Here is a 21,737-nt window from a genome sequence, read left to right as displayed (position 1 = left end):
ACTCAAAGTAAATATTATGACACTTAAAGATAAAGTCCTCAAAGGTCACGATCGCCAGCTTTGGCTTGCACCTATACTAGCCAAAGTAGGTTATGACAGTGCGATCGGCAAGTTTCTCCGCTTGATTTTTTATTACACGGATGCATCAATCATCCTCAAGGCATGGCGGGACTTTCTCTACATCCGCAAGGACAATATTGGAGACAAGTATTTTGCAGTAGACCAAGCAATTATGCATTCTTCTCACTCGCAGGTAAGGGAACTAATGCAAACTCAACCACAACTGCGGGGAAACGATTTAGGCATCATTAGAATATTAGCTCCTAGCTACCTACTCGATAATCCTCTGAGCTTGGGAACGAACGGGAACGAACACACAGGACTGCGTACTGTAATCTTACAAGCCTTACCGGAACCGTCTCAAAAAATAGACTTTTTAGGGAATCTAGTTGAGCAAAGCTTGTTAGAAGCTGCTAAACAAGGCAAATTACACATCGGCAACGATTTGCCAAAGGTCATGCTGTCGATTTTGCACCAACTGGTTTTTCAGATATCTTTATCTGAGGAAGAAATCACAGCATCGAGTAGTTACATTAAAGGTTTGGTTCTCGCATCCTTGCCAAATTTTATTAGCAAGTATTTGCTGGCAATATTAACAGCGCCAAAAATTCGGCATCGTCAATATTTAACCAACCGATATAAACAATCTGCTAAATGGGCATCTTACTTTGAAACAGGCGCTCAGTATCAGTTGAACGAACACCAAATTGCTAATACCCTTTTCGATATGATTCATATTGCTGGTACTGCGGGTACGAGTGCGCTTTTGGGATCTGTTATTGGTGTTCTATGCTTGGATAATACCCTCAGAAATGATGTCGTATCAGAAATCAACGCAGTCTGGAATGGCAAGGAAAGTTTAGAGCCAGATGCTCTAGAACAGTTAACACTTCTCAATCAAGTGATTCTAGAAACAGCTCGTCTGTATCCACCTGTGCGGTTTGTTAGCCAACTTACCACTGAAGCGGGTGAAATTGAGATTGGAGAACAAAAATGTCCTTTCCAAAAAGGTACTCGCTTGCTTGGCTCTATTTTTACGGCTAATCGGGATGCCAACAGATACCAAAATCCAAATGATTTTGACTTAACACGGAATTTTTCAGATATCTTATCTTGGAACGGTGAAGGGCATGAGCGAGCCTGTCCTGGTACATCCTTATCAATTGGCTTTATCAAGATTTTCTGTTTACATCTGTTCAAGAACTATCAATGGGACTCAATTACAGAAGTAAAGTGGGATTTTGAAAAAGTGACTGCCGTTACTCCTAATAATTTAGTGTTACAAGGTTTTGCTAAACGGCCGTGAGTGTTGAAGTCGGGAGTTTGGAGTTAGAGAATGTTTGAGAAGTATCAAATATTTTTTTATCCCCCTAACCCATTAGACCTCTTGCAAAAGTCAAAAAATCAGCAATGTCATTCTGTTCTCGCAGAGTACAGAACGCACTATTGCGAAGAATTTCACCACATGTTTTGTTCCGCTCAAGATGACAATTTAAGCATTTATGCAAGAGGTCTTGCACATTTGGGATGCTCCCCTTAAAAAAGTGACTTTAGGAGGATCTATAACTGTTTGGTTTACGCTAAATTTCCAAACATTCTCTTAAGACTCTGTAATTGTTTTGTTGGTTGTATCTTAATTAAGAATTAGGAGTGAAAAATTAGTATGACTGAATTAATCGAGCAAAAGCAACTTAATAATATTGCAACCTGGATGATTCCAATCAGAGAAACAAACTTACCATCTGTGCTTAAGGGTGTGTTTTTTCTGGATGGCAATCCAGTACCAGATACTTGCATCACTATGTACAATTTGGAATGGGATGCACAGAATAGAACTTTGGTATTACCAGTTTTTGCACCCTTGCAGTGGACTTTTCACAACTCGATTCCTGGCTGGATAACACTACGTTTTATTCAATTGTTTAAGTTAACTTACAAAATTCAGTTTGAAGATGAAACTTTGCAGCAAGCCAAAATTATACCTATTTTGCTGGGAATACCAATTTCAACATTGATTGTAAGTTTTACAATGACCCAAGATAAAAATTCTCCCAATGGAGATATTTGGCACAGAAAGAATGTTTGGTTCGGTGGTCTTTCTAGGGCTGGTGAGTATACTCTCCGTAGGGTTGTTGATGAAGATGGCCGTTATACTCCTGCTTTTAATGATATGCTTACCAGGGTTCCAAATGAGTGTTTAGTGATTGCAAGAAGCTCAAAAAACAACGCCTCTAATAATCTTAGCGGTAAACAGATTATCAGCTAAAAGAGTGGAATATTCATCTTGACAGTGAGATATAAATCTGCTCATTAGCTAATTACCAAAACTACCATTTATGGTATTTTTAAAGCTTTTTTTTAGCTCAATTAACTGATTACTTAGTTTTTCTATTAAACATTAAATAACTCTCTAATAAAAACTTTTTATCAAAGGTGCTAAAGTTTTTCTAAAATAACTGCCTTGCTGAAGTGTAAGGCGATCGCAGAACTTTTTAGTCTACTGAGATTTTTCTATTACTTTAATCACTATCAAAACTTGTATAATTACTTATTTTTTCCCCACTAGCTATCAAAACTAAAACTGATGGCACTAGCGGTATCCAGATTCTGTGGATCGACTGTCTCATTAATTTTGTGGAGTTAGTAAGCTGTTCCACATTTAAACTAGGGCGGGCAAGATGCCCACCCCACAAGAGTTTGATTTAATCTGATTATGCAATTTAGATGTTTTTTAGCTTATTGAGCGATTTATCGCTTAATTTCAAGGTTTTTAGTCCTGACTACGAGCTTTCACAGCCCATCATTCAAAACTAATTACATGAACCACTGGTCTTTGAAGAAGACACGGGGAACTATCAGAGTAAGATTCAGCCCCCTTCTTCCGGTAATATTAGTACTTATCAAGAAGTTTTAATAAAAAACATATGTCTTCAATTCCTCTAACCTTGAACCTAATTGAAGGTTCCGTCTCCTTCAGTTTTTCACCCCAAGCAGCACGAGAATTAAAAGCAGCAACAGATCAACTAATGGAACGCTTAAAAGCTGTCGCCGCTAAACCCACTCCTGGCGGCGGTAAAATTACTCCCCAGCCTCCCCTGGAATATCGTTACACGGGTGAAGTATTTTTAGAAATTTTCTGTAATCCTAATATCTGGCCGACGCCCTTCGCAGCCAAAGTTTTGCTGACTGTCCGCAACGTCAACATCCGCTTGACTACTGAAGCTGAACTTACTCGCATCATTGAAGACATTAATAATTATTTAGAGCAAGTAGGATAATAGTTCAGATGATTTTTTAATAAAAAATACTATACAAATACCGCGTGCAACTTTCTCTCAAACCTAACACCCAACCCCTTCCCTACATTCGCGCAGCGTGCCGTCCCCTTACTTTTAAAGCTTGCTACGCATTGGCAGAGCCTTTAGTAGAGAAGCGTCTCGTTGACCCAGCCTCTAGTAGAGAAGAGAAGGCAGTGAAGGGGAGCAATAATCAAAGCCTCTTAGGAGTAGGGGAAACGAATGGAAGCAGGGTTCCAAGAATAAGTTGCATATCGCGCAAATTTTTGATTTTGCGAATATTCTCGACACTCGATAGCGTTCGCGTAGCAAGCTTTAAGAGTAGGGGTACGCTATCTATTGTTGGTTAGCCCGACTTAGCAAACCTTTCAAGAGGCATTTTGGCTTTGAATACCAAGCAACTATCGCTTCCATCAAGTTAAGCGAGGCGATGAATTAATTGCGAGTCAAAAGTGAAGTTCCTACACTTTTATCGGATCGATGTAGGAACGTCACAGAATTTACATACTAGACTCAAGCTGTAGCACCAGATATACAGAACAAGTGGTTCTGATGCTTTCTTCAGCTTGAATAGTTGTATAAATTCAGACTCTAATGCTTCTGTATTAATGAAAAACGCAAGATTCTATATGGGGCAATGCTCATCAAAATCTAAAACAAAAACCAGAGATTACCCCCCAGATTGGGCGTCGAATCGTTGATGGTGACATCCACACATCGAAAATAAACTCCCAATCCCAAATCCGAAATCAAACATTAATTTAGTCGTTGTCCCACTGTTCGCGACCAATTAGGTCGCCAATGCGATCGCGCAACAAAAAGTCACATTTCTCTAATTCACATTCAACGCAAACCCACTCTCTCGCTGGAATGTATTGGCAGAGGGTATATATTGGCTGTTGTCGGCTAATCATTCCCTTTTGCACCAGTCGGCGTGCTTCGTCTTGAATCAGATCGAGAGAGTAGTAATTGATAGAAGGCACCGTATTCACACTCATGTTTTTTACTCACAAATTAACACTTACGATAGTGTTCCCGTTAATAATTAGGAACAAACATTACAGAAATTAGACTTGTGGCTAGGATTTTGTAGTTTGCTATACGGAACTATTTTTATTTTGACGCTAGATATCCTGAAATTATCTCAAGAAATGTTACAAAAGTCAACGAATCCTGACAATTATCGAAAATCCGCTTTACAAAAAAAATTCCGAGTAGTTAACTTAACATGCTCCTTTAGCTTTATGACTTTTATTCAACAAGTCTGAAAGTCTTGCCATTAAAGCCTTTAGGCAAGACTTGGTGGGTAGAAGAGTTCAGGGCGCGACCGCGAATAGCCCGCCACAGGCATCGCTTACATATCAAATAATCACCTTAAAGCCGGATCTAGAATTGCTGGTATTTATCTAAGGGTAAACAACATAAAAATATTTGTCAGATACTTGGGTATAAACTGTAGCAAAGTATAACGGCTAAAGTACACTACGAAGGCTTTTACCATAGCATCTGTTAATTATTTCTTAAGTAAATCCGTAATTACCGAGGTACTTTTAAGACTAAAGTTACACAGGTTTCTTTTAATAAACATCTGTAGAAGGGTGGAGTAAGACTAATTTGTAATTAGAACACACAGATAAAATGCTTGAGGCAAGCATCTGCACAGAAGGGTTGCTGCTCCTACAGTGCTTTTGCAGTAGAGTCAGAACGAAAGCTAAGACAAATAGAAAGTGTATACATGCAACTACCGATCCCTGAAATAGGTTATGGTCACATTAAAACAGACGCGATCTAGTCACGTCTGTAAACTGTTTGGCGGATTTGCTGAGATTAATTGTTCTGAAGTTACATTGTTATTTCAGTCACTTATTCACTAAATGATTCATCATCTTGCTCTGTCCTGTCTTCTACTGATACCAGATTTTCTGGCGGACGCTCATGGTTAAGTTGGTTGAGTAGTGCCAGTACCTTATTACCGCGTTCTATGGAGCGATCTTCGAGAAAAATGACCTCTGGCGTGCGACGTAGCCGTACCCGCGCCCCAAGTTCGCTGCGGACGTAACCCGTGGCCGACTTTAAACCTGCCATTGTTTCTGCCTTAGCTTCATCTGTACCATAGATACTGACGTAGATTTTAGCGTGTTGGAGATCGCCAGAAACATCAACATCAGTAACACTTACCATTCCTGTACCCACACGGTCATCCTTAATGCCGTTGAGCAGCATTTGGCTAACTTCCCGTTTGATCAGTTCAGCAACGCGGGAAACCCGGCGATTTGTAGCCATAAAAATTTCGCCTCCTCACAGAGGTTGTACAACAAAAATACAAGTTGAGTAGACAGTACTTAGCGGAAGCAACGCCAAGAGCAACCGTCTGTGGGGCACAGCCCCGATATAGCGCTAGTCTAGATTGTACTCAAGCCCAGCATTGCACGTAGGGTGAGAGTCAGGAAGATTAGGCTGCTCACAAAGAAACCCAAGATAGCGATTAAGGTGACTGGGCGCTTCAACAATGGTACTAATGGCGCAAAGGTGTTCAGAAACAGTCCTAAGACGATAGTAATTAAGTACCGGGGGTAGCGAAAGACGTTATCCCAAAATCCGTCAAACATCTGAATGTAAACTGCCTTGTTATATACTTACGTTTGTTTTGATATGCTTTATCTACTCAATTGTAATCTATGCGGCTGAAAAATTAGCAGTTAATATAAAATATACTTCGTCGGTTATATTTGCTTTATTTAGTCACGATTATTTTCAGTTAAATCAGAAGTAAATGGTAATTCAAATCCCCAAAGAAACTAGCCCGCGTCCATTTTTGAAGTGGGCAGGGGGTAAAAGTAGGTTGATACAGCAATATATTCCTTATTTTCCCAAAAGTTATAAAAATTACTATGAGCCATTCTTGGGTGGTGGTGCTGTTTTTTTCTATCTCCAACCAAATACAGCGATTTTAACTGATATTAACGCGGAATTAATTAACACTTATTGTTGTGTTAGAGATCGTGTTGAGGAATTAATATCTCTATTGAAAGAACATAAAATCCGACATAATAAAGATTATTACTATAGTGTTAGAAACAACTTTAGTGGTACTGATATAGAAAAAGCTGCTCGTCTAATTTATCTTAATAAGACTTGTTTTAATGGCCTTTATCGAGTCAACTCACAGGGTAAATTCAATGTTCCTTTAGGCAGATATGAAAATCCCAATATTTGTTCTGAGGTTTTACTAAGAGCAGCCTCTGTAGCACTTTCTCATGCAAAAATTCAACAAGCAGATTTTGTTGATGTGTTAAATTATGCCACAAGCAGTGATGACTTTGTATTTTTTGATCCGCCCTACCATCCTATCAGCGAAACTAGCTATTTCACTGCTTATAGTCAAAATTGTTTTAGTAAAAAAGACCAAGAACTTTTAAGAGATACTTGTGCAGAGTTGGCAAGTCGTGGTGTGAAAGTTATGGTATGTAATTCTGATAGCGAATTTATTAGTAAAATTTATACTGATATTAATTTTGAAACTTATAGAATCAAAGCAGTACGATCGATTAACTCAAACATAAAAAATAGAGGGATGATTTATGAGTTATTAATTACATCTTTTAAAGATTTTTATTTGCCCAAGCAATGAATCTGTCTAAGCTATAAACTGCTAATAAATTATGGTTATCATTAACTCTTGCTTTTAGCCATTTGCTTGCGCCTTCTCGCATACCTTCACCGCCTAAAATCACGATAGTAGGTGCAGGGTAATAGTTCTGGATATTCATGTTCAAGTAAGGAAACTTTTCATCAACCGAACCGGGGCTTTCTTGCCATTTACACTCGAAAATTAAACCAGATGGCATTGCTGGCGAGCCAACAACATAAAAATCAACCTTCAAATCGGTATGATAAATTCCAGTTCCAATATAAACTTCTTTTCCATAACGTTTTGGTAATAAAGCAGCATTTAATATAAATTCTTTTGGAACATAGTTCCCTACTTGGAAATAATTATGTCCATACAAGATTGCTTCTACATTTCCTTCTAGAATATTCCCAGACTTATTTGCCCGTCCGCCTTGAGTCAGAGCCATCTTCAATCCCTCTGCCAAAAGTCCTGCTTATTATAGGATTTCACAGAAGTAGTAACAAATGGTCAGTTACTTAATATGAATTTTTGATTTTGACTAAACAAGGTTGGATTAATAGGTAAAAAATCTGAAAATATTGGTACTTGTGTACTAAACAAATACAAATGTATTAATAATTTGGATCGGGAACGAGTTACTAATTCAGGGAAGTATGAAAGAAATGGAATTTTCCTTTTCTCTTTATCCCTTAACCTTTTTCCTAACCTCTCTAATAACTAGGATTAAGGTTGGATAAATTTTAGTTATTTCGTCTTAGCTTCAACCAGTCTGTGCCTCAGTATGACCGTTGCGGATAGACCATGCTAGTTCTAAAAGTTGAGTCCAGCGCTTTTGTAACTGTTTGGGGGTGCATTTGATGGTTTTGGCGATCGCAACGTCGTTTTGTCGGGCAGTTTTTAACTCTAATATCTGCTGTTGCTGTTCTGTGAGTTGATTCACAAAAATTTCCCACTGCTGGGAAGATAAACCCAACTTTTGCTCTAAACCCGCGCCTAACCATTGATGTACCAATTGCCAGTGGTGTTGCTTGGCAAACTTTTCCACATGGTATTTAAACCGTTGTTGGAGATAATCGCGCTGACGGCTGGTTAAACCGAGAATTTGGTCAATTTCTGGGGCTGAGAGGTCTTGGAGTTTCAGACTGAGGTAGTTCATACAGTCAGATTGTCCTTGAGACTCCAGGTATTTCATCAATTCAGTGATGACGCGATCGCGTTCTGACTCTTCAGATGGATCGAAATTAGTTTGGGCAATCATTTGCGATCGCAGCTGTTGCACCGCCGAGTTACGCTGGTAAGATTCTGCTTCTTCACCCTTAGCAGACTCTACCGCCATTTCGATATCCACGGTAGTTTCTTGGGGCTGACGACGAGCAAAACCTTGGGCCCGCAAGATAATCAATTGCTGATTTGCACCACCAGGTAAATTGATCCGACGTTTGGCATACTGTTCTGTAAAGGCCATGTATTCAGCCAATTGCAGCTGAGTACGCGGCGTGTGATCGTCGGGTAGTTCGTTTTCTCTGCGGAAAGCTTTGATAGCTTCGATATAAAATGCTTGTAAAAAATCTTCAATTAGACTGTAACGAGCCTCAAAACCCAACTCAGAGCCGGATATAGTTACATGGCGGTAAACCATAGCACCCAAATTGCTATGTAATTCTACCCGTCCTTGTTTGGAACCGAGTTGATAGTAGCGTAAGCACTTTTGCATCCGATGCCTTCCCAACGTAATCTGCCAGGATTTAATTTCCCCAGATGTTTGGATACGGGAGCTTTTATCGCAAATGCGTTCTACTTCTACAGCTATACGCTTTGCTAAGGCTTCTACACACTTGGGTGTTGCTTTCACTTGCCCTTGCATTTCCTCACGCAGCAATTCAATTAGGGTATCGCTGCTGCTATCTGAAAATTCTTCAGTCGAAACGTGGTTCTCAAAAATAGGTGTAGAGTTTGGTAGATTGACGACGTTAGATTTCATGACTTTTCCAGGTAGTAGTATTGCACCGTAATTACAACGCAGACACAGCAATCAAGGCAGGCCTTGGCTTGTGAATCTTTGGGCATTCATCCATCAACGCTTGCCGCATGTAATGCTCACATCTAAAGCTCATATATAAAACTGTAGGAAATACGAAAGAGTTACGGTTATAGCAATGTGTCGGTTCTTTCACAAGCCACCACATTGACGCTGGGACATAAGTACCCGCCATTTAGTCAAAGTTGTCAAATACCTTGCTATGCCAACTGTTGCCACCATCCTGTTATATCCACTACGTCACCGAACAGATCGTCGTAGGCATCGCTTCTAAATATGACAATTTCAAAAGTGGAGTCGTTTTTATCACAATTTCCGAAACGGAGAGGTGTGCCTGTGAAGTTTAATTCTTATACCCATGCTGCTGCTGCTTCCCAACCTAAACCCCTCCGTATAATTACTGCTTCATCTCCGGTCATATCCAAGATGGTAGATACTTCAAATGTAGGTTCCTCGCCAGTGTCTACAATTATGTCTACCAACTTGTCTAAACGGTCAAATAGCTCTACCCGCGACTGAACAGTTTCTGGATCTATCCGAATCATGCCATCATCCGCTTCATCTGGTGGTAGATGTGCTGAAGTTGAAATAATTGGATTGCCCAACGCTGCCAGCAACTCCAAACACACAGTATGGTTTGGGACTCTAATTCCAGTAGTTTTCCGTTTGGGGCTTTGCACCAATCGCGGTACTAACTTAGTCGCTGGGAGCAAAAACGTGTATGGCCCTGGAACCAGGCGTTTCATAATCCGATAGGCTGTGTCACTTACGAAGGCATAAGTTGCCACATTTGAAAGCGAGGGACATAAAAATGTCAGTGGTTTATCATTTGCTAGCTGTTTAATTTGCCGCACTCGTTCTACCGCCGACTTAGCATTCAAATCACAACCGATCGCATAGACTGTATCAGTAGGGTAAAGCATGACTGCGCCACTAGAAAGCGCCGACTTTATTTCCTCTATTCGGCGAACTTGAGGATTATCCGGATGAACTGGGAAAATTTTTGCCATACAGAGATTTGGTGAGAAGGGACAAGGGAGAATAACTAATGACTAATGACTAATGACTAATTTATTATGAATAAAATTGCTTATCTTCAATGTCCGACAGGAATCTCCGGTGATATGTGCCTGGGTGCTTTGGTCAGTTTGGGTGTTCCTGTGGAGTATTTAATTGAAAAACTCAATGGGTTGGGAATTGAACAGGAATATCAGTTAAGGGCAGAACTTGTCCAACGCAATGGTCAGCAGGCGACTAAAGTCCATGTTAATTTAGCACGCGACCATCACCATCACCACGGCCACGAACACAGTCACGATCGCACACGCCACTTGCCAGAAATAGAGCGGATGATTCTCAAAGCGGGGTTGCCATCACGGGCAGAAGCTTGGAGTTTGGCGGTATTTCGACAGCTAGCAGTAGCAGAAGGGGCGGTGCATGGCATTTCTCCTGAAAAAGTTCATTTTCATGAGGTGGGTGCTGTAGATGCGATCGTAGATATTGTGGGTACTTGCCTGGGGTTGGATTGGTTGGGGATTGAGAGCAATGAGTCAGGATTGCCCTTACTTTACTGCTCGGCATTCCCGACTGGTGGCGGCACTGTTCGGGCTGCACATGGTCAGATGGCAGTACCAGTACCAGCGGTATTAAAGCTGTGGGAAATGCGGGGTTGTCCAGTTTATAGCAATGGCATTGACAGAGAACTGGTGACACCAACAGGAGCTGCGATCGCTACTACTTTGGCAAGAGATTTTGGTTCGCCACCCGCGATCGCTATCAAGCAGATAGGGTTGGGAGCAGGAACCATAAATTTACCCATTCCCAATATTTTACGCCTTTGGGTGGGTGAAAGCGTAAGTTTACAGTCTAATTTCAACGATTTTGAAGATAGTAGCTCAAATTTAGAAACGATATCAGTATTAGAAACTCAAATTGATGATTTAAATCCGCAAGCGATCGGCTATGTGTTTGAGGCGTTGTTCGCTGCTGGTGCGGTAGATGTTTTTACCCAAGCGATCGGTATGAAAAAGTCCCGTCCTGGGATTTTGCTGACTGTGATTTGTCATCCAGAAAATTTACTCAGTTGTGAAGCGGTTTTATTTCGCGAAACCACTACTTTGGGCATTCGGCGAACAACTCAGCAACGCACCATTTTAGAACGAGAAATTCAACAAGTGGAAATTGAATATGGCAAAGTGCGTGTCAAAGTAGCATGGAAAGGACAATCACCAGAAAAAGTTATTGCTAATGTGCAGCCAGAATATGAAGATTGTGCAGAGTTAGCCAGAAAACATAATATTCCCTGGCGTGAAATTCAACGTTTGGCGCTACAGCGTTGGTATTTAGTCAATGCCTAAATATCCTCGTTCCTAGTCAGAGACTGGGAACGAGGTAAAAAAGCTTTATTTTCAATTAGTCCACGGAGGTGGACTTCGTTTGTGTGCCCCTAAACTCCGCGAATTCTATTCGCTAGGGTTTAAGTTGACTAGATCATCTGCTAGCTTTGGGTAACAGTTTCTTTCGCCAAGAACTTCTCTAGTTCTGTCAGCGCATCAGCATCAACTTTAGTTTGCATTGGGCAGAACTTAGGCCCACACATCGAACAAAACTCAGCAGTTTTATAGATATCTGCTGGCAGAGTTTCATCGTGATATTCCTTAGCTCTTTCTGGATCGAGTGATAATTCAAACTGACGGTTCCAATCGAAGTTGTAACGCGCCTTGGAAAGTTCATCATCTCTATCTCTTGCACCAGGGCGATGTCTAGCAATATCAGCTGCATGAGCCGCTATTTTGTAAGCAATCAACCCATTCCGCACATCTTCGGCATTTGGTAGACCCAAATGTTCTTTAGGTGTTACGTAGCACAGCATCGCAGTACCGTACCATCCAGCCATTGCGGCTCCAATAGCTGAAGTGATGTGGTCATAACCGGGAGCAATGTCTGTCACCAATGGCCCCAAAACATAGAAAGGTGCTTCCGAACACTCTTCCATTTGCTTACGGACGTTGAATTCAATTTGATCCATTGGCACATGTCCAGGCCCTTCCACCATCACCTGTACATCATCTTCCCAGGCTTTACGAGTTAGCTGTCCAAGGGTTTTCAATTCAGCTAATTGTGCTTCATCTGAGGCATCATGGGTGCAGCCGGGACGCAGGGAATCTCCTAAACTGAAGGAGACATCATATTTTTTGAAAATCTCAATAATATCTTGGAAGTGGGTATAAAGCGGGTTTTGTTTGTGGTGATGTAGCATCCACCGCGCCAAAATACCGCCGCCGCGAGAGACAATACCAGTGAGCCGGTTTCTCACCAAAGGCAAATGCTCAAGCAAAATCCCTGCGTGGATAGTTTGATAGTCTACTCCTTGCTGGGCGTGCTTTTCGATGATATGGAGAAAATCATCAGCAGTCAGGTTTTCGATTGTGCCGTGGACACTTTCTAAAGCTTGGTAGACTGGCACTGTACCAATGGGAACAGGGGAAGCTTTGATGATGGCGGTACGAATTTCATCCAAATTACCGCCGCCTGTGGATAAATCCATTACGGTATCAGCACCGTACTTTACTGCCAGATTCAGCTTATCAACTTCTTCCTGAAGATTAGAAGAGTTGGGGGAAGCACCGATATTAGCATTTACTTTACATTTAGAGGCGATGCCAATAGCCATCGGCTCTAAATTAGTGTGATTAATATTAGCCGGGATAATCATTCGTCCCCGCGCTACTTCCTCACGAATGAGATCGGCAGGGAGATTTTCGCGTTGGGCGACGTAGTGCATTTCTTCGGTGATAACACCTTGGCGGGCGTAGTGCATTTGAGATACATTACTCTGCCCACGTCGTTTAGCAACCCATTCTGTCCGCATATTGTGATTCCTCAATAAACAGCTTCCCTCCGCTGGTATTACCCAGACTCAGGTGTTAAGGGTGTGATCTCAGCCTGGTTATGTAGGCACCCCTAGCATTGATGTAGTGTACCACCTTCGTTATATCTGGGGGTAAGGGTGTTAAAACAATTCAAACCCAACTTCTAGGTTTTTTGTTATGGAAGCGAATTTCTCAACCGAAAGCGCACTGGCATTTTATCGGATGGATAAATTAACAGGTTTTGCTGTAATTGTTCCAGAGAAGAACGACCGTTGACTAACTCCCAGTCGAAGTACCGGAGCAATAATGCTAGCATCATAGTTGCTTCTAGCATTGATAGATGCTCTCCCAAGCAACGATGAGGCCCTGAGCCAAAATCTATCATTGGCAGTGAGCTAGTTTCCTTACTCTTGTCTAACCAACGTTCCGGTAAAAATTCCCCTGGATTAGCATAAACTTCTGGATCTCTTCCAGCAGCAAGCATTGACCAGGATATTCTTGTACCGCGAGGAATCACTTGACCCTCAATTACAGTGTCGCGTTGAGTCTCCAATGAAGTTGAGCCTGATGCGACTGAATAAAGGCGTAACGTCTCCTTGATAATTGCGCGAATATAAGCCAATTCCTTGAGGCTTTCTGTATTAATACAGCCAAACCTTTGCCAAGCTTGGTCAACGATGTCTCGTGCTTGCTGAAAAACCCTTTGATTTAAGCTCAACTCTCCGATCGCAAAGGATAAAGTATGGGCTGTTGTGTCAGTACCAGCTATTAATAATTCAACAGATTCTGCTATTAATGTTTTATGATTGTATTTTGGTTCTTTGGCAGCGATTTTGACTAACATTGATTCCAGGAACAAAGAACTTACCTGTGGTAAATTGGTTGTGTTTTGTTCTCTGAGCCTTAAAGCTAAGTCTACACGGGGAGTTAGAAATTCCTCTAAATATCGCCTTGCTGCCCAATATTCTCTTGAATTTTTAGTTGGCAAATATTTCATCCATATTTTCTCTCCAGTAGCTTGTCGTAGGAACCGATAGCCTAAAATAGACATCGCTTCGTACACCTTGAGAACTTCCAGAGATGGCCCTTCATGACTAGTACTGTTTCTATTCACAGGAATGCCGAGTACTAGACAAGAAATCACTCTCATTGTTAGTTCTACAAACAAAGGATCTACGTGAACTTCTTTTGGTGGCGCTGCTTCTTTGAGTGTCTCAATTACTTGTTCGCAGGCTTGGCTAATCATTTCTACATATTTCGAGAGACTGCTAGAACTGAATTCCGGGTTCCAAGCTTTGCGTCGCCACTGCCACTCAATCCCAGTTTCTCCTATTAGAATGGGACTACTCATGTCGTTCCAAGCTTTGCGTAATTGCTCAGACCTGATTAAGCTACCATCTTTCATTCCATTGACAATGGTATTGTCGATAACTTTTGGTTTACTTAAAATGACAACTGGGTTGTTGCCATTCCAAATAACATACATCGGGCCTAGCTGTTGACTCCAATCAAATATTTGCCGGAATAATTTTTTCTGTTTCACTGCTGCTAATATTTGAGGAAAATTTCCTAACAGCCAGTGTTTGGGAGGAGAAGGGAGTGATTGTAGCGATTTATATGTGTTCTTTTGCTTCCACCAGCGCCACCCAATTATTCCGGCTATGCTAGTAACGCCTGAGACTGTTGCTAAATATGGAAGTGAGTCAGAATAAGCAATCTGAGCAGTAATGTCTTGGAACATGAATCCACCTTTATCCACCAAAAACTTCAAATTACCCAGATGCTACCTTATTGTTTCCCATTCGTGAGAGGTTAAGGTCAAATACTATCTGTCAATAAGCAAGAGTACCTATATTGCAGAAAATCGAGGTCGGAAACACAAAAGCAAAAGCTTTTAACCACCAGGTATTATGGAGCGATCGCCTTTACTTTGTACGTTGCCTCATCCACTGCCCAGTTGTGCGAATTGTACCTGAATAAAAGAAACCTCTAAGAAGGTTTTACTACGCAAAACCGTCCCTCTCCGAGTCGGAGAGGGACAGACTTGAACGAAAGTTCAAGGCAGGGAGAGGTTTGTTAAACTCGCTGTTTCAGCAAGTAGGGACAACTACTTTCGCGTGTTTGTTAACGTAGTCTACAAATAATTGTTTTAGCCGAGGACTAACGCCAGCGTGTTCAAAGAATCCAAAACCCAGATTCTTAGCTCTGGCTAAGGTTTCTTCTGGTGTTAATCCTTCCTGGATAGCGATACTTAAGAGGGCAATTCCAGTCGATCGCATCCCGGCTGCACAATGCACAACTGCTGGTTTAGGGATTTGTTCGAGTGTCCTGAGAATTTTGGTAATCGCCTCTTCATTCAAATTTTTTAAATCCACCTTGAGTGGAACATTCGTATAATGCAGCCCCAATGCTTCCGCTACTTTTTGCTCATCCTGGGAAAATCCTAGCTCATCAGGCGATCGCAGATTTAGAACGGACTTAAAACCTTCTTGAATAGCTTGCTCAAGCTGTTTTGGTATAACTTGCCCTGTTGTTGTCAAGTTTTCGTTAATCTGTATGGCGTTGATCACATTCACTCCTTTTCACTTTCTAATGGCTTCTAGCTTGGTAAATAGTCGAATCAGCAAGCTTTGAGAAGATATACAAATAAAAACCTCAAAATTAGCCAAATATCAAAAGATATAGCTTGATTAATTCAAAATACAGATTTTGAAGTTAGTTATTTTATTGCTTTATCCATAATATACGGTTTATCGATAGACTTAGTGTTGATTAAAACTTATTATACTTTTTACGTATAAAATTACGGTAGCTTATATTCTAGGAGTTGTCATCGATCGCGATCGAATTACAGGTGGCGGTGCGATCGCTGGTTCTTCCCAAACTGCCCCTGTGGATGTACTTGCTCGCGTGAGTGCTGCGAGTCACAATGTTCAAGAAATCAGTCGGCAAATTGTCCAGCGAGTTGTGACTCAATTGCAAACTGCTAATATCAGTAAAGAGTTGATAATTTGTCTATCTAAATTAATGTCTTAGGATGTCTACGACGGTCGCGTAGCTCTGTCGTACCCTTACGGGGAAGCAAGCTTGGCGCAGCATCTCGTAGAGAAGTGCGGGCTACGCCTACGCAACTAAAATTTCTCATAACATACCAAAAAGTCAAACAGGCATGTAATCTGAATGCTAGCCCTGAACTTATGAGCGCTAACGAAATATCTCTCCGGCCTGCCCAAGAAACAGATGCCTGGGTGCTGAGTGCAATTCATATTGCTGCTATCAAAGCTCTGCCTGCAACTTTTTACACTCGGAAAGAACTTTTAGCTTGGCGTAATTACCGCGACAAACCTGATGGTTCAAATATCTTGAAGAGTATGAAAGTAGAAACTTTCTGGGTTGCGCTCCAGGGAGATGTTGTTATCGGTTTTGCTAGTTTTATTATTGATGAACTCATCGGACTGTATGTTCATCCTAAATATCAAGGTAAAGGGATCGGGCGTGCTTTGGTTCAACATTTTTGCGATGAAGCAACTGAACAAGGTATAGATAAGGTAATTACAACTGCTAGTCTTTATGCTGAAGGGTTTTATTTACGACTGGGATTTACTGCTATCCAAAAGGCACCTCATTATTTAAGAAGTGGTGTAATTGTCCCAGTTACTAAAATGAGTAAAACATTATCTCCCGCCCCAAAATCAACTTAAGCCGATCCAAGTTTTTCAATAACTTTAAAAATGCTGATTTCAATATTATTTTTACCCAAATTACCACAACTTTTTCTACATATCCTATGATGTAAGTAAGTACTTGCCAGCATAAATGAATAAAACTATCCGCTCATCAACTCTCACCCGTATACGTTTAATAGAAGCCGCCTCGCAGGTATTTGCGAGTTTGGGTGTTCAAGGAGCAACTACCCGTGAAATAGCTCGTGTTGCTGGTGTGAATGAGGTGACTTTATTTCGCCACTTTGCTAGCAAAGAACAACTTTTGGGAGCAGTAATCGAAAATGCTTTTGTACTCCAGACAGAAGCCCTTGCACACCCCGAAGCGTGGACGCAGGATCTAAAAATTGATTTAAGGCATTATGCCCATCTTTACAATACTATGTTAGAGGCACAGGAAGACTTAATTCGTACCTTCATTGGAGAAGCTAAACGTCATCCACAAGCGGCCAAACAAGTGATTCAAGAAGCTGTCAAGCCTTTAGGGGAAAAACTGATAGCTTACCTGCAATCGAGTCAGAAACGGGGCACCGTCAGAGCAGACCTCGATCCATTTCCAGCAGTCGATATGTTTACAGGAATGCTGTTAGCTGGAATGCTATGCCGTAGTGCAAAATTCAATCAAAGCAGCTATAGCTGTGAGGAGTATATCGAAAGCTGTGTAAATATTTTTGTGCGTGGTATTAGTGCCACTCCCCTCTCAGTTGTCAATACAGATGTAAGCCACGATCTATGAATTTAAGTTATTTCTGCGCGACTCCCTACTAAAACTACTCAAGAGGCAACAGCTTTAGCGATCGCTACTGAATATAATTTATGTTTAATCGATATTAATAGTAATTAAAACTCACTAATCTATTAACAAAGATTTATCTAAATTAAACAATCTACTTGGCAAACAAACACTGCACTGTAGTCTATGCATAGTATCGATATAATTATTAAATTAGAGATTTACAACAGTTATTCTAAAGTATTAGCTTGAGTAGATTCGCTACTAACTAAAAGCGCTTGCTGTTTGGCCAGCACTTGTTTGCGTAACAAGAGCAATTTTCTATCTTTAATGCCTTCTGCCATCAACCCCTCAACAGTTCTCATCAGATAATCAGCGCAGGAACCCAATTTTCCAGATGCGGTGGCAATGCTATTAACAGTGGTTGTTAATGGTATCTGATGAGCGTATCTGGGATGTTGGCGATTGGCAACGAAGGCGATCGCTTTAAATTCCTGTGTACCATCAAACACCTTTACCCAACGAGCAACGTAGACACCACCCAACATTTCTCGTCGCCAAATCAGCAGTAATTCGGATGGTACATCAGCAGCAGCAATTCGATAAATAATGCCACGACAACTACCGCCCCGATCGAGTCCTAAGAGTAAACCGGGATTCTCTGGAGTACCACGAGCGAGGATCATCCATGTGCAGAAGCGCCGATGCCAACCATAAACAATCCCAGCACGGCGCTCGACGTATGTGATTAGGGGATTCCAAATCAGCGAACCGTAGGCAAATATCCAGATATCAGAATTTGGTGATTGTTGTTGTAGTGTTTCATCGAGCGATCGCTGTAACTCATCTTCACTCAAGGTAGTTAGCTTGATTCCAGAGTGTGATGCTTCTAATAGCCTCGTCTGTTCATTTCCAGCTTCGAGGTCGCTACGACTGAGTGACATAATTGAGATTATTTCCTTTTTCGGAAATCTTCAGTAATTTCACTATAACTTTAAGATAAATTAATTAGCATGTAACTCCTTTTACCGTAGGATTGACGATAATCCTAACTATATCTTGTTGATGCCAATCTACGAAATAAGGAGTAAGCTTTGTGGCATTTGCGACAAACCAATTATTAAAGTTCTCAATCAAATATTTACCAGCAATTGCCACCAAACTAGCAATTACAACTCTAATAGCAGTTCTCCCACTACCAGTTCAAGCAGTTACATTAGTAACTAGTCGTGCTGCTTTCGGAGGCAATGACGAAATTGATTGGTCGAGTTTGGGTAAAGTGTTCAATCCCTTTGCTCCCGATCCTTCGGCTTTTTTGCCTAACTCTTTTTCAGCAGTATCCGAAGGCGGTCTATCTTTGGGTGTAAATATACCTCAAGTTGACGATGCTGCTATTACCCCACCTTTTGTTTTTAAAACCTCTGTTATACCCAAAGGCATTCCGACCAACTTCACTGATGGTGATTTTCTTCTCTTCACAGGCTTGAACCCAAGAAGTGGTTTTCCTGCAATTGGCAACCCTGGCCCTTTGACCATTAGCTTCGATCGGCCTGTTTTCGGTGCTGGTACTCAAATAGCTGTAGACGATATTCCAGAATTCAAAACGTTTGTTTCAGCTTTTGATAGTGCGAATAACCTTTTGGGTACTTTCACAGTACCGGGGACTTCCTCAGAAAAATTGGATAATTCGGCATTGTTCCTTGGGATTCGCAGTGAAACTGCTAACATCTCGCGACTCGTTTTCAGCACTTCTGAGTTAAATAGGGCTTTGGCCATCAACAGGGTGAGCATTATTGCAGTTCCTGAACCAAATTACACCGTGGCTATATTAGCTTTCGGTGTTTCAGGTGCAATTTTAAGAGTACGCCAACGCAGGTAAGAATTATGCTTGTTTAATGTTCTTGTCCCGTTGGTCGAATCAGGATTTCGTTGACATTTACACGTGGTGGTTGGGTAACAGCATAAACGATCGCAGCAGCAACGTCTTCGCTTTGCAGAGGTGTAATTGCCTTACGTCGTTCTTCGATCCGTTGTTTGGCAACGGGATCGGTAATTTGGTTATCAATTTCCGTATCCACCAAACCTGGTTCGATAATGGTGACGCGGATGTTGTCCTTGTGGACTTCTTGGCGCAATGCTTCCGAGAGGGCATTGACACCCCATTTGGTAGCATTGTAAACACCGAGTCCCGCCCGTGCTGTCCGGCCAGCCACTGAAGAGATATTAACTATATGCCCGGATTTTTGCGCCTTCAACAGAGGCAAAACAGCGTGAGTCGCATATAGCAGCCCTAGTACGTTCAGGTCAAACGATCGCCGCCAGTCTGAGCTATTCCCAGCTTCAATGGTGCCAAGTAAGGCAATCCCTGCATTATTCACAAGAATATCGACCCTTCCCAATTCTGCATTTGCCTTTGCCACCAAGTCATTTACCTGAGTTTCGTCAGTAACATCGGTGACAATCGGCAATGCCTTGCCACCACTAGCTTCGATACGTTCTGTCAATGCCTGAATGCGATCGCCCCGCCTAGCAGCGAGTACTACTGTTGCTCCTTCAGCTGCCAAGGCGATCGCAGTTGCTTCTCCAATCCCGGCTGAAGCCCCAGTGATAATTGCTACTTTTCCTTCTAATTTACCTGTCATACGATTATCTAGCTCCTTAGTAATTGATAATTGAATATTGGGCGTTGCATATTTGCGGGATGATTTTGCTAGTTTTGTGGGATGGGCATCTTGCCCGTCCCTTGTATTTCAGGGCGCTCGTGTCGCCCACCCTACAAGAATCATCCCTTGATTCAGCAACGCCGAATATTGAGCATTGGGCATTAATTATTCCTCCCCTGCTCCCCCTGCCCCCCCTGCCCCCCTGCCTCCTCTGCCCCCTGCCTCTTCCCGATCCTCAAAACGGATGCAACCGCTGCCCCACACAGGATTACGGCTGCGAAGCGAAAAGTTCCTTGGAACCCCGCAACGATCGCTTCAGGAGTGGCAACAGAGACATCTGCACCCGCAGACATGCTAGCGATTAACGTTCCAAATACTGTCCCGATTAGAGCAACTCCTACTGTATTCCCTGAGGTACGTGACAAAGACAGCAGTCCAGAAGCAATTCCTAACCGCTCCCTTGGTACCGATCCCATAACAGTGCTGTTGTTGGGCGATTGGAATAAACCCAGTCCAATGCCGTAAATAAAATAGCGCGACACATAGCCTAGCTCAGTAATTTGAGCGTCAAAGGTACTAATCCCCAGACAACCGCCAATCATCAACCCCAGCCCAATTGAACTGATCGATCGAGCGCCAAAGCGGTCTGAAAGCGTTCCAGCTAGTGGGGCAATTAACCCACTAAGCAGAGGCGACACAGCTAGTAGTAGCCCCACTTTTACCGTCGGATACTGCTTGACCCCCTCTAGAAAGAAAGGGACGATGAGTAGCGAACCGCCAATCACAATGAATGCTAGCCAGCCACTGAGTAAACCCATACTCAACTGAAGATTGCGAAACAGGTGTAGCTCTAGTAGTGGCTGCTCTAAGATGGCTTCAACTACCAAAAAAGTTGTAAAACTCACAGCAGCGATCGCTAATAAAATCAATGCATTGGTACTACCAAAGCCCTGGCTTTGCCCTAGCGTCATACCCAGCCCAAAACTACCCAGAGTCAACAAAGCCAATATCGCTCCCAAAAAGTCAAATTTCTGTTTGCCCTCAATGCGTACAGAAGGTGGCACTACCCTAGCTATTAAAAAACTAGCGACGATCCCCAGCGGTACATTGATGAAGAATATACTATGCCAGCCTGACAAACTGAGGAGCAGTCCGCCGGCGGAAGGGCCAAAAGCAATTCCCAGTGACACTACACTACCGATAACGCCAACAGCCCGACCTCGTTCGGAAGAGGGAAAAACTTCTGTGATGATTGCCAAACCAAGCCCAGAAATGAATACAGCACCCAGTCCTTGAAGTGCCCGAAAGCCGATCAACCATTCAATACCAGGTGCAAAACCACATAAGAGCGAACTGAAAGTGAACAGAACAAGTCCCCCTTGGTATAAGGACTTCTTGCCCCACATATCCCCCAGGCGCGTTGCCCCCAAAACTAAACCGGAACTGACCAACTGGTAACTCAATACAGCCCATTGGGCCGTAGGAAAACTGGTATCAAAGGCTTGCACCAATGTGGGCAAAGCAACATTGATGATGCCCACATCTAGGGTAGACATGAACACCCCAAGTCCGACACCAAGTAAGACCCAATTTTTTTGAGAGCTTGACAAAGCCAGAGGTTGTGATTGCAATTGTGCCAACGTTTAGCCTCCGCCTTTGACTTTACGGTTGTGAATAGTTTGCATACGTATATTCATTGTAAGGTGCTTTCCTCACTAC

General features: G+C 42.1%; 20 protein-coding genes and 1 riboswitch. Of the genes, 8 read left to right on the top strand and 12 right to left on the bottom strand.

All coding sequences use genetic code 11. The features are described from left to right. The first annotated feature begins 16 nt into the window (after positions 1 to 16). The 3 genes from V7L01_RS12770 to V7L01_RS12760 all read left to right on the top strand — a co-directional run bounded on the left by V7L01_RS12770 (position 17) and on the right by V7L01_RS12760 (position 3,338). A complete protein-coding gene (locus tag V7L01_RS12770; protein ID WP_335035217.1) occupies positions 17 to 1,366 on the top strand; it encodes a cytochrome P450 in 1,350 nt (449 codons plus the stop codon). Between the two features lie 357 nt (positions 1,367 to 1,723). Continuing rightward, positions 1,724 to 2,326, top strand: a complete 603-nt coding sequence (locus V7L01_RS12765) for a hypothetical protein (protein WP_335035215.1) — start codon at positions 1,724 to 1,726, stop codon at positions 2,324 to 2,326. A 658-nt stretch (positions 2,327 to 2,984) separates the two neighbouring features. Beyond that, entirely contained in the window at positions 2,985 to 3,338 is a 354-nt protein-coding gene (locus V7L01_RS12760; protein ID WP_335035214.1) for a hypothetical protein, read from the top strand. A 779-nt stretch (positions 3,339 to 4,117) separates the two neighbouring features. Here the strand turns inward: V7L01_RS12760 and V7L01_RS12755 are convergent. From V7L01_RS12755 to V7L01_RS12745, 3 genes are all read right to left on the bottom strand, one after another. Beyond that, positions 4,118 to 4,354, bottom strand: coding sequence for a DUF4327 family protein (locus tag V7L01_RS12755; RefSeq protein WP_012407481.1), 237 nt, complete (start codon positions 4,352 to 4,354; stop codon positions 4,118 to 4,120). Between the two features lie 865 nt (positions 4,355 to 5,219). Further along, a complete protein-coding gene (rbfA, locus tag V7L01_RS12750; protein ID WP_335035212.1) occupies positions 5,220 to 5,639 on the bottom strand; it encodes a 30S ribosome-binding factor RbfA in 420 nt (139 codons plus the stop codon). Positions 5,640 to 5,758: 119 nt separating this feature from the next. Next, positions 5,759 to 5,965 (bottom strand): DUF751 family protein, encoded by a 207-nt coding sequence (locus V7L01_RS12745; protein WP_335035210.1) that lies wholly within the window; start codon positions 5,963 to 5,965, stop codon positions 5,759 to 5,761. Between the two features lie 164 nt (positions 5,966 to 6,129). On the opposite strand from V7L01_RS12745, the gene V7L01_RS12740 reads away from it, so the two are divergent. Continuing rightward, a complete protein-coding gene (locus tag V7L01_RS12740; protein WP_335035208.1) occupies positions 6,130 to 6,987 on the top strand; it encodes a DNA adenine methylase in 858 nt (285 codons plus the stop codon). Here the strand turns inward: V7L01_RS12740 and V7L01_RS12735 are convergent. The 3 genes from V7L01_RS12735 to V7L01_RS12725 all read right to left on the bottom strand — a co-directional run bounded on the left by V7L01_RS12735 (position 6,959) and on the right by V7L01_RS12725 (position 10,038). Beyond that, entirely contained in the window at positions 6,959 to 7,435 is a 477-nt protein-coding gene (locus tag V7L01_RS12735; RefSeq protein ID WP_335035206.1) for a PD-(D/E)XK nuclease superfamily protein, read from the bottom strand. The two genes, V7L01_RS12740 and V7L01_RS12735, sit on opposite strands and share 29 nt — an antisense overlap. A 315-nt stretch (positions 7,436 to 7,750) precedes the next feature. Further along, on the bottom strand, positions 7,751 to 8,971 hold the full coding sequence (locus tag V7L01_RS12730) for a HetZ-related protein (RefSeq protein WP_335035205.1): 1,221 nt from the start codon (positions 8,969 to 8,971) through the stop codon (positions 7,751 to 7,753). Positions 8,972 to 9,378: 407 nt separating this feature from the next. After that, a complete protein-coding gene (locus tag V7L01_RS12725) occupies positions 9,379 to 10,038 on the bottom strand; it encodes an L-threonylcarbamoyladenylate synthase (RefSeq protein WP_335035203.1) in 660 nt (219 codons plus the stop codon). Positions 10,039 to 10,104: 66 nt separating this feature from the next. On the opposite strand from V7L01_RS12725, the gene larC reads away from it, so the two are divergent. Beyond that, entirely contained in the window at positions 10,105 to 11,385 is a 1,281-nt protein-coding gene (gene larC / locus V7L01_RS12720; protein WP_335035201.1) for a nickel pincer cofactor biosynthesis protein LarC, read from the top strand. 140 nt (positions 11,386 to 11,525) lie between these two features. Here larC and thiC read toward each other — a convergent pair whose 3' ends face one another. The 3 genes from thiC to V7L01_RS12705 form a co-directional block, all read right to left on the bottom strand. After that, on the bottom strand, positions 11,526 to 12,899 hold the full coding sequence (thiC, locus tag V7L01_RS12715) for a phosphomethylpyrimidine synthase (protein WP_335035199.1): 1,374 nt from the start codon (positions 12,897 to 12,899) through the stop codon (positions 11,526 to 11,528). Between the two features lie 7 nt (positions 12,900 to 12,906). After that, positions 12,907 to 13,003, bottom strand: a riboswitch (TPP riboswitch). Positions 13,004 to 13,075: 72 nt separating this feature from the next. Continuing rightward, positions 13,076 to 14,641, bottom strand: coding sequence for a cytochrome P450 (locus V7L01_RS12710; protein WP_335035197.1), 1,566 nt, complete (start codon positions 14,639 to 14,641; stop codon positions 13,076 to 13,078). A 349-nt stretch (positions 14,642 to 14,990) separates the two neighbouring features. Beyond that, complete coding sequence (locus V7L01_RS12705; protein WP_335035241.1) at positions 14,991 to 15,470, bottom strand: protein tyrosine phosphatase family protein; 480 nt, start codon at positions 15,468 to 15,470, stop codon at positions 14,991 to 14,993. 627 nt (positions 15,471 to 16,097) lie between these two features. On the opposite strand from V7L01_RS12705, the gene V7L01_RS12700 reads away from it, so the two are divergent. Together V7L01_RS12700 and V7L01_RS12695 are read left to right on the top strand one after the other, a co-directional pair. Continuing rightward, positions 16,098 to 16,601: a GNAT family N-acetyltransferase gene (locus V7L01_RS12700; protein ID WP_335035195.1), complete on the top strand. Its 504-nt coding sequence runs from the start codon at positions 16,098 to 16,100 to the stop codon at positions 16,599 to 16,601. 115 nt (positions 16,602 to 16,716) lie between these two features. Then, the gene (locus tag V7L01_RS12695; protein ID WP_335035193.1) at positions 16,717 to 17,358 is read left to right on the top strand and encodes a TetR/AcrR family transcriptional regulator; all 642 of its coding nucleotides are present in this window, start codon (positions 16,717 to 16,719) and stop codon (positions 17,356 to 17,358) included. A 227-nt stretch (positions 17,359 to 17,585) separates the two neighbouring features. Here the strand turns inward: V7L01_RS12695 and V7L01_RS12690 are convergent, their stop codons facing one another. Further along, on the bottom strand, positions 17,586 to 18,299 hold the full coding sequence (locus tag V7L01_RS12690; RefSeq protein ID WP_335035191.1) for a gamma-glutamylcyclotransferase: 714 nt from the start codon (positions 18,297 to 18,299) through the stop codon (positions 17,586 to 17,588). Between the two features lie 152 nt (positions 18,300 to 18,451). Here V7L01_RS12690 and V7L01_RS12685 point away from each other — a divergent pair, with 152 nt between their 5' ends. Then, positions 18,452 to 19,234, top strand: coding sequence for a hypothetical protein (locus V7L01_RS12685; protein WP_335035189.1), 783 nt, complete (start codon positions 18,452 to 18,454; stop codon positions 19,232 to 19,234). Between the two features lie 13 nt (positions 19,235 to 19,247). On the opposite strand, the gene V7L01_RS12680 is transcribed toward V7L01_RS12685, so the two are convergent. Beyond that, positions 19,248 to 19,997: an SDR family NAD(P)-dependent oxidoreductase gene (locus V7L01_RS12680; protein WP_335035187.1), complete on the bottom strand. Its 750-nt coding sequence runs from the start codon at positions 19,995 to 19,997 to the stop codon at positions 19,248 to 19,250. Positions 19,998 to 20,179: 182 nt separating this feature from the next. Next, positions 20,180 to 21,658 (bottom strand): MFS transporter, encoded by a 1,479-nt coding sequence (locus V7L01_RS12675; RefSeq protein ID WP_335035185.1) that lies wholly within the window; start codon positions 21,656 to 21,658, stop codon positions 20,180 to 20,182. Between the last annotated feature and the right edge of the window lie 79 nt (positions 21,659 to 21,737).

The sequence above is a fragment of the Nostoc sp. genome, from assembly GCF_036917095.1.
GTDB lineage: Bacteria > Cyanobacteriota > Cyanobacteriia > Cyanobacteriales > Nostocaceae > Nostoc.
The sequence above is the reverse complement of the archived record's forward strand: the minus strand, read 5'-3'. Positions and strand labels throughout refer to the sequence as shown.

Bases quoted from the DNA above. Each gene is read 5' to 3' on its own strand.
- V7L01_RS12770 (WP_335035217.1), top strand. From the start codon at position 17: ATGACACTTAAAGATAAAGTCCTCAAAGGTCACGATCGCCAGCTTTGG.
- thiC (WP_335035199.1), bottom strand. From the start codon at position 12,899: ATGCGGACAGAATGGGTTGCTAAACGACGTGGGCAGAGTAATGTATCT.
- V7L01_RS12700 (WP_335035195.1), top strand. From the start codon at position 16,098: ATGAGCGCTAACGAAATATCTCTCCGGCCTGCCCAAGAAACAGATGCC.
- V7L01_RS12765 (WP_335035215.1), top strand. From the start codon at position 1,724: ATGACTGAATTAATCGAGCAAAAGCAACTTAATAATATTGCAACCTGG.
- V7L01_RS12680 (WP_335035187.1), bottom strand. From the start codon at position 19,997: ATGACAGGTAAATTAGAAGGAAAAGTAGCAATTATCACTGGGGCTTCA.
- V7L01_RS12725 (WP_335035203.1), bottom strand. From the start codon at position 10,038: ATGGCAAAAATTTTCCCAGTTCATCCGGATAATCCTCAAGTTCGCCGA.
- V7L01_RS12755 (WP_012407481.1), bottom strand. From the start codon at position 4,354: ATGAGTGTGAATACGGTGCCTTCTATCAATTACTACTCTCTCGATCTG.
- V7L01_RS12740 (WP_335035208.1), top strand. From the start codon at position 6,130: ATGGTAATTCAAATCCCCAAAGAAACTAGCCCGCGTCCATTTTTGAAG.
- V7L01_RS12735 (WP_335035206.1), bottom strand. From the start codon at position 7,435: ATGGCTCTGACTCAAGGCGGACGGGCAAATAAGTCTGGGAATATTCTA.
- V7L01_RS12710 (WP_335035197.1), bottom strand. From the start codon at position 14,641: ATGTTCCAAGACATTACTGCTCAGATTGCTTATTCTGACTCACTTCCA.
- V7L01_RS12730 (WP_335035205.1), bottom strand. From the start codon at position 8,971: ATGAAATCTAACGTCGTCAATCTACCAAACTCTACACCTATTTTTGAG.
- V7L01_RS12695 (WP_335035193.1), top strand. From the start codon at position 16,717: ATGAATAAAACTATCCGCTCATCAACTCTCACCCGTATACGTTTAATA.
- V7L01_RS12760 (WP_335035214.1), top strand. From the start codon at position 2,985: ATGTCTTCAATTCCTCTAACCTTGAACCTAATTGAAGGTTCCGTCTCC.
- V7L01_RS12745 (WP_335035210.1), bottom strand. From the start codon at position 5,965: ATGTTTGACGGATTTTGGGATAACGTCTTTCGCTACCCCCGGTACTTA.
- larC (WP_335035201.1), top strand. From the start codon at position 10,105: ATGAATAAAATTGCTTATCTTCAATGTCCGACAGGAATCTCCGGTGAT.
- V7L01_RS12690 (WP_335035191.1), bottom strand. From the start codon at position 18,299: ATGTCACTCAGTCGTAGCGACCTCGAAGCTGGAAATGAACAGACGAGG.
- rbfA (WP_335035212.1), bottom strand. From the start codon at position 5,639: ATGGCTACAAATCGCCGGGTTTCCCGCGTTGCTGAACTGATCAAACGG.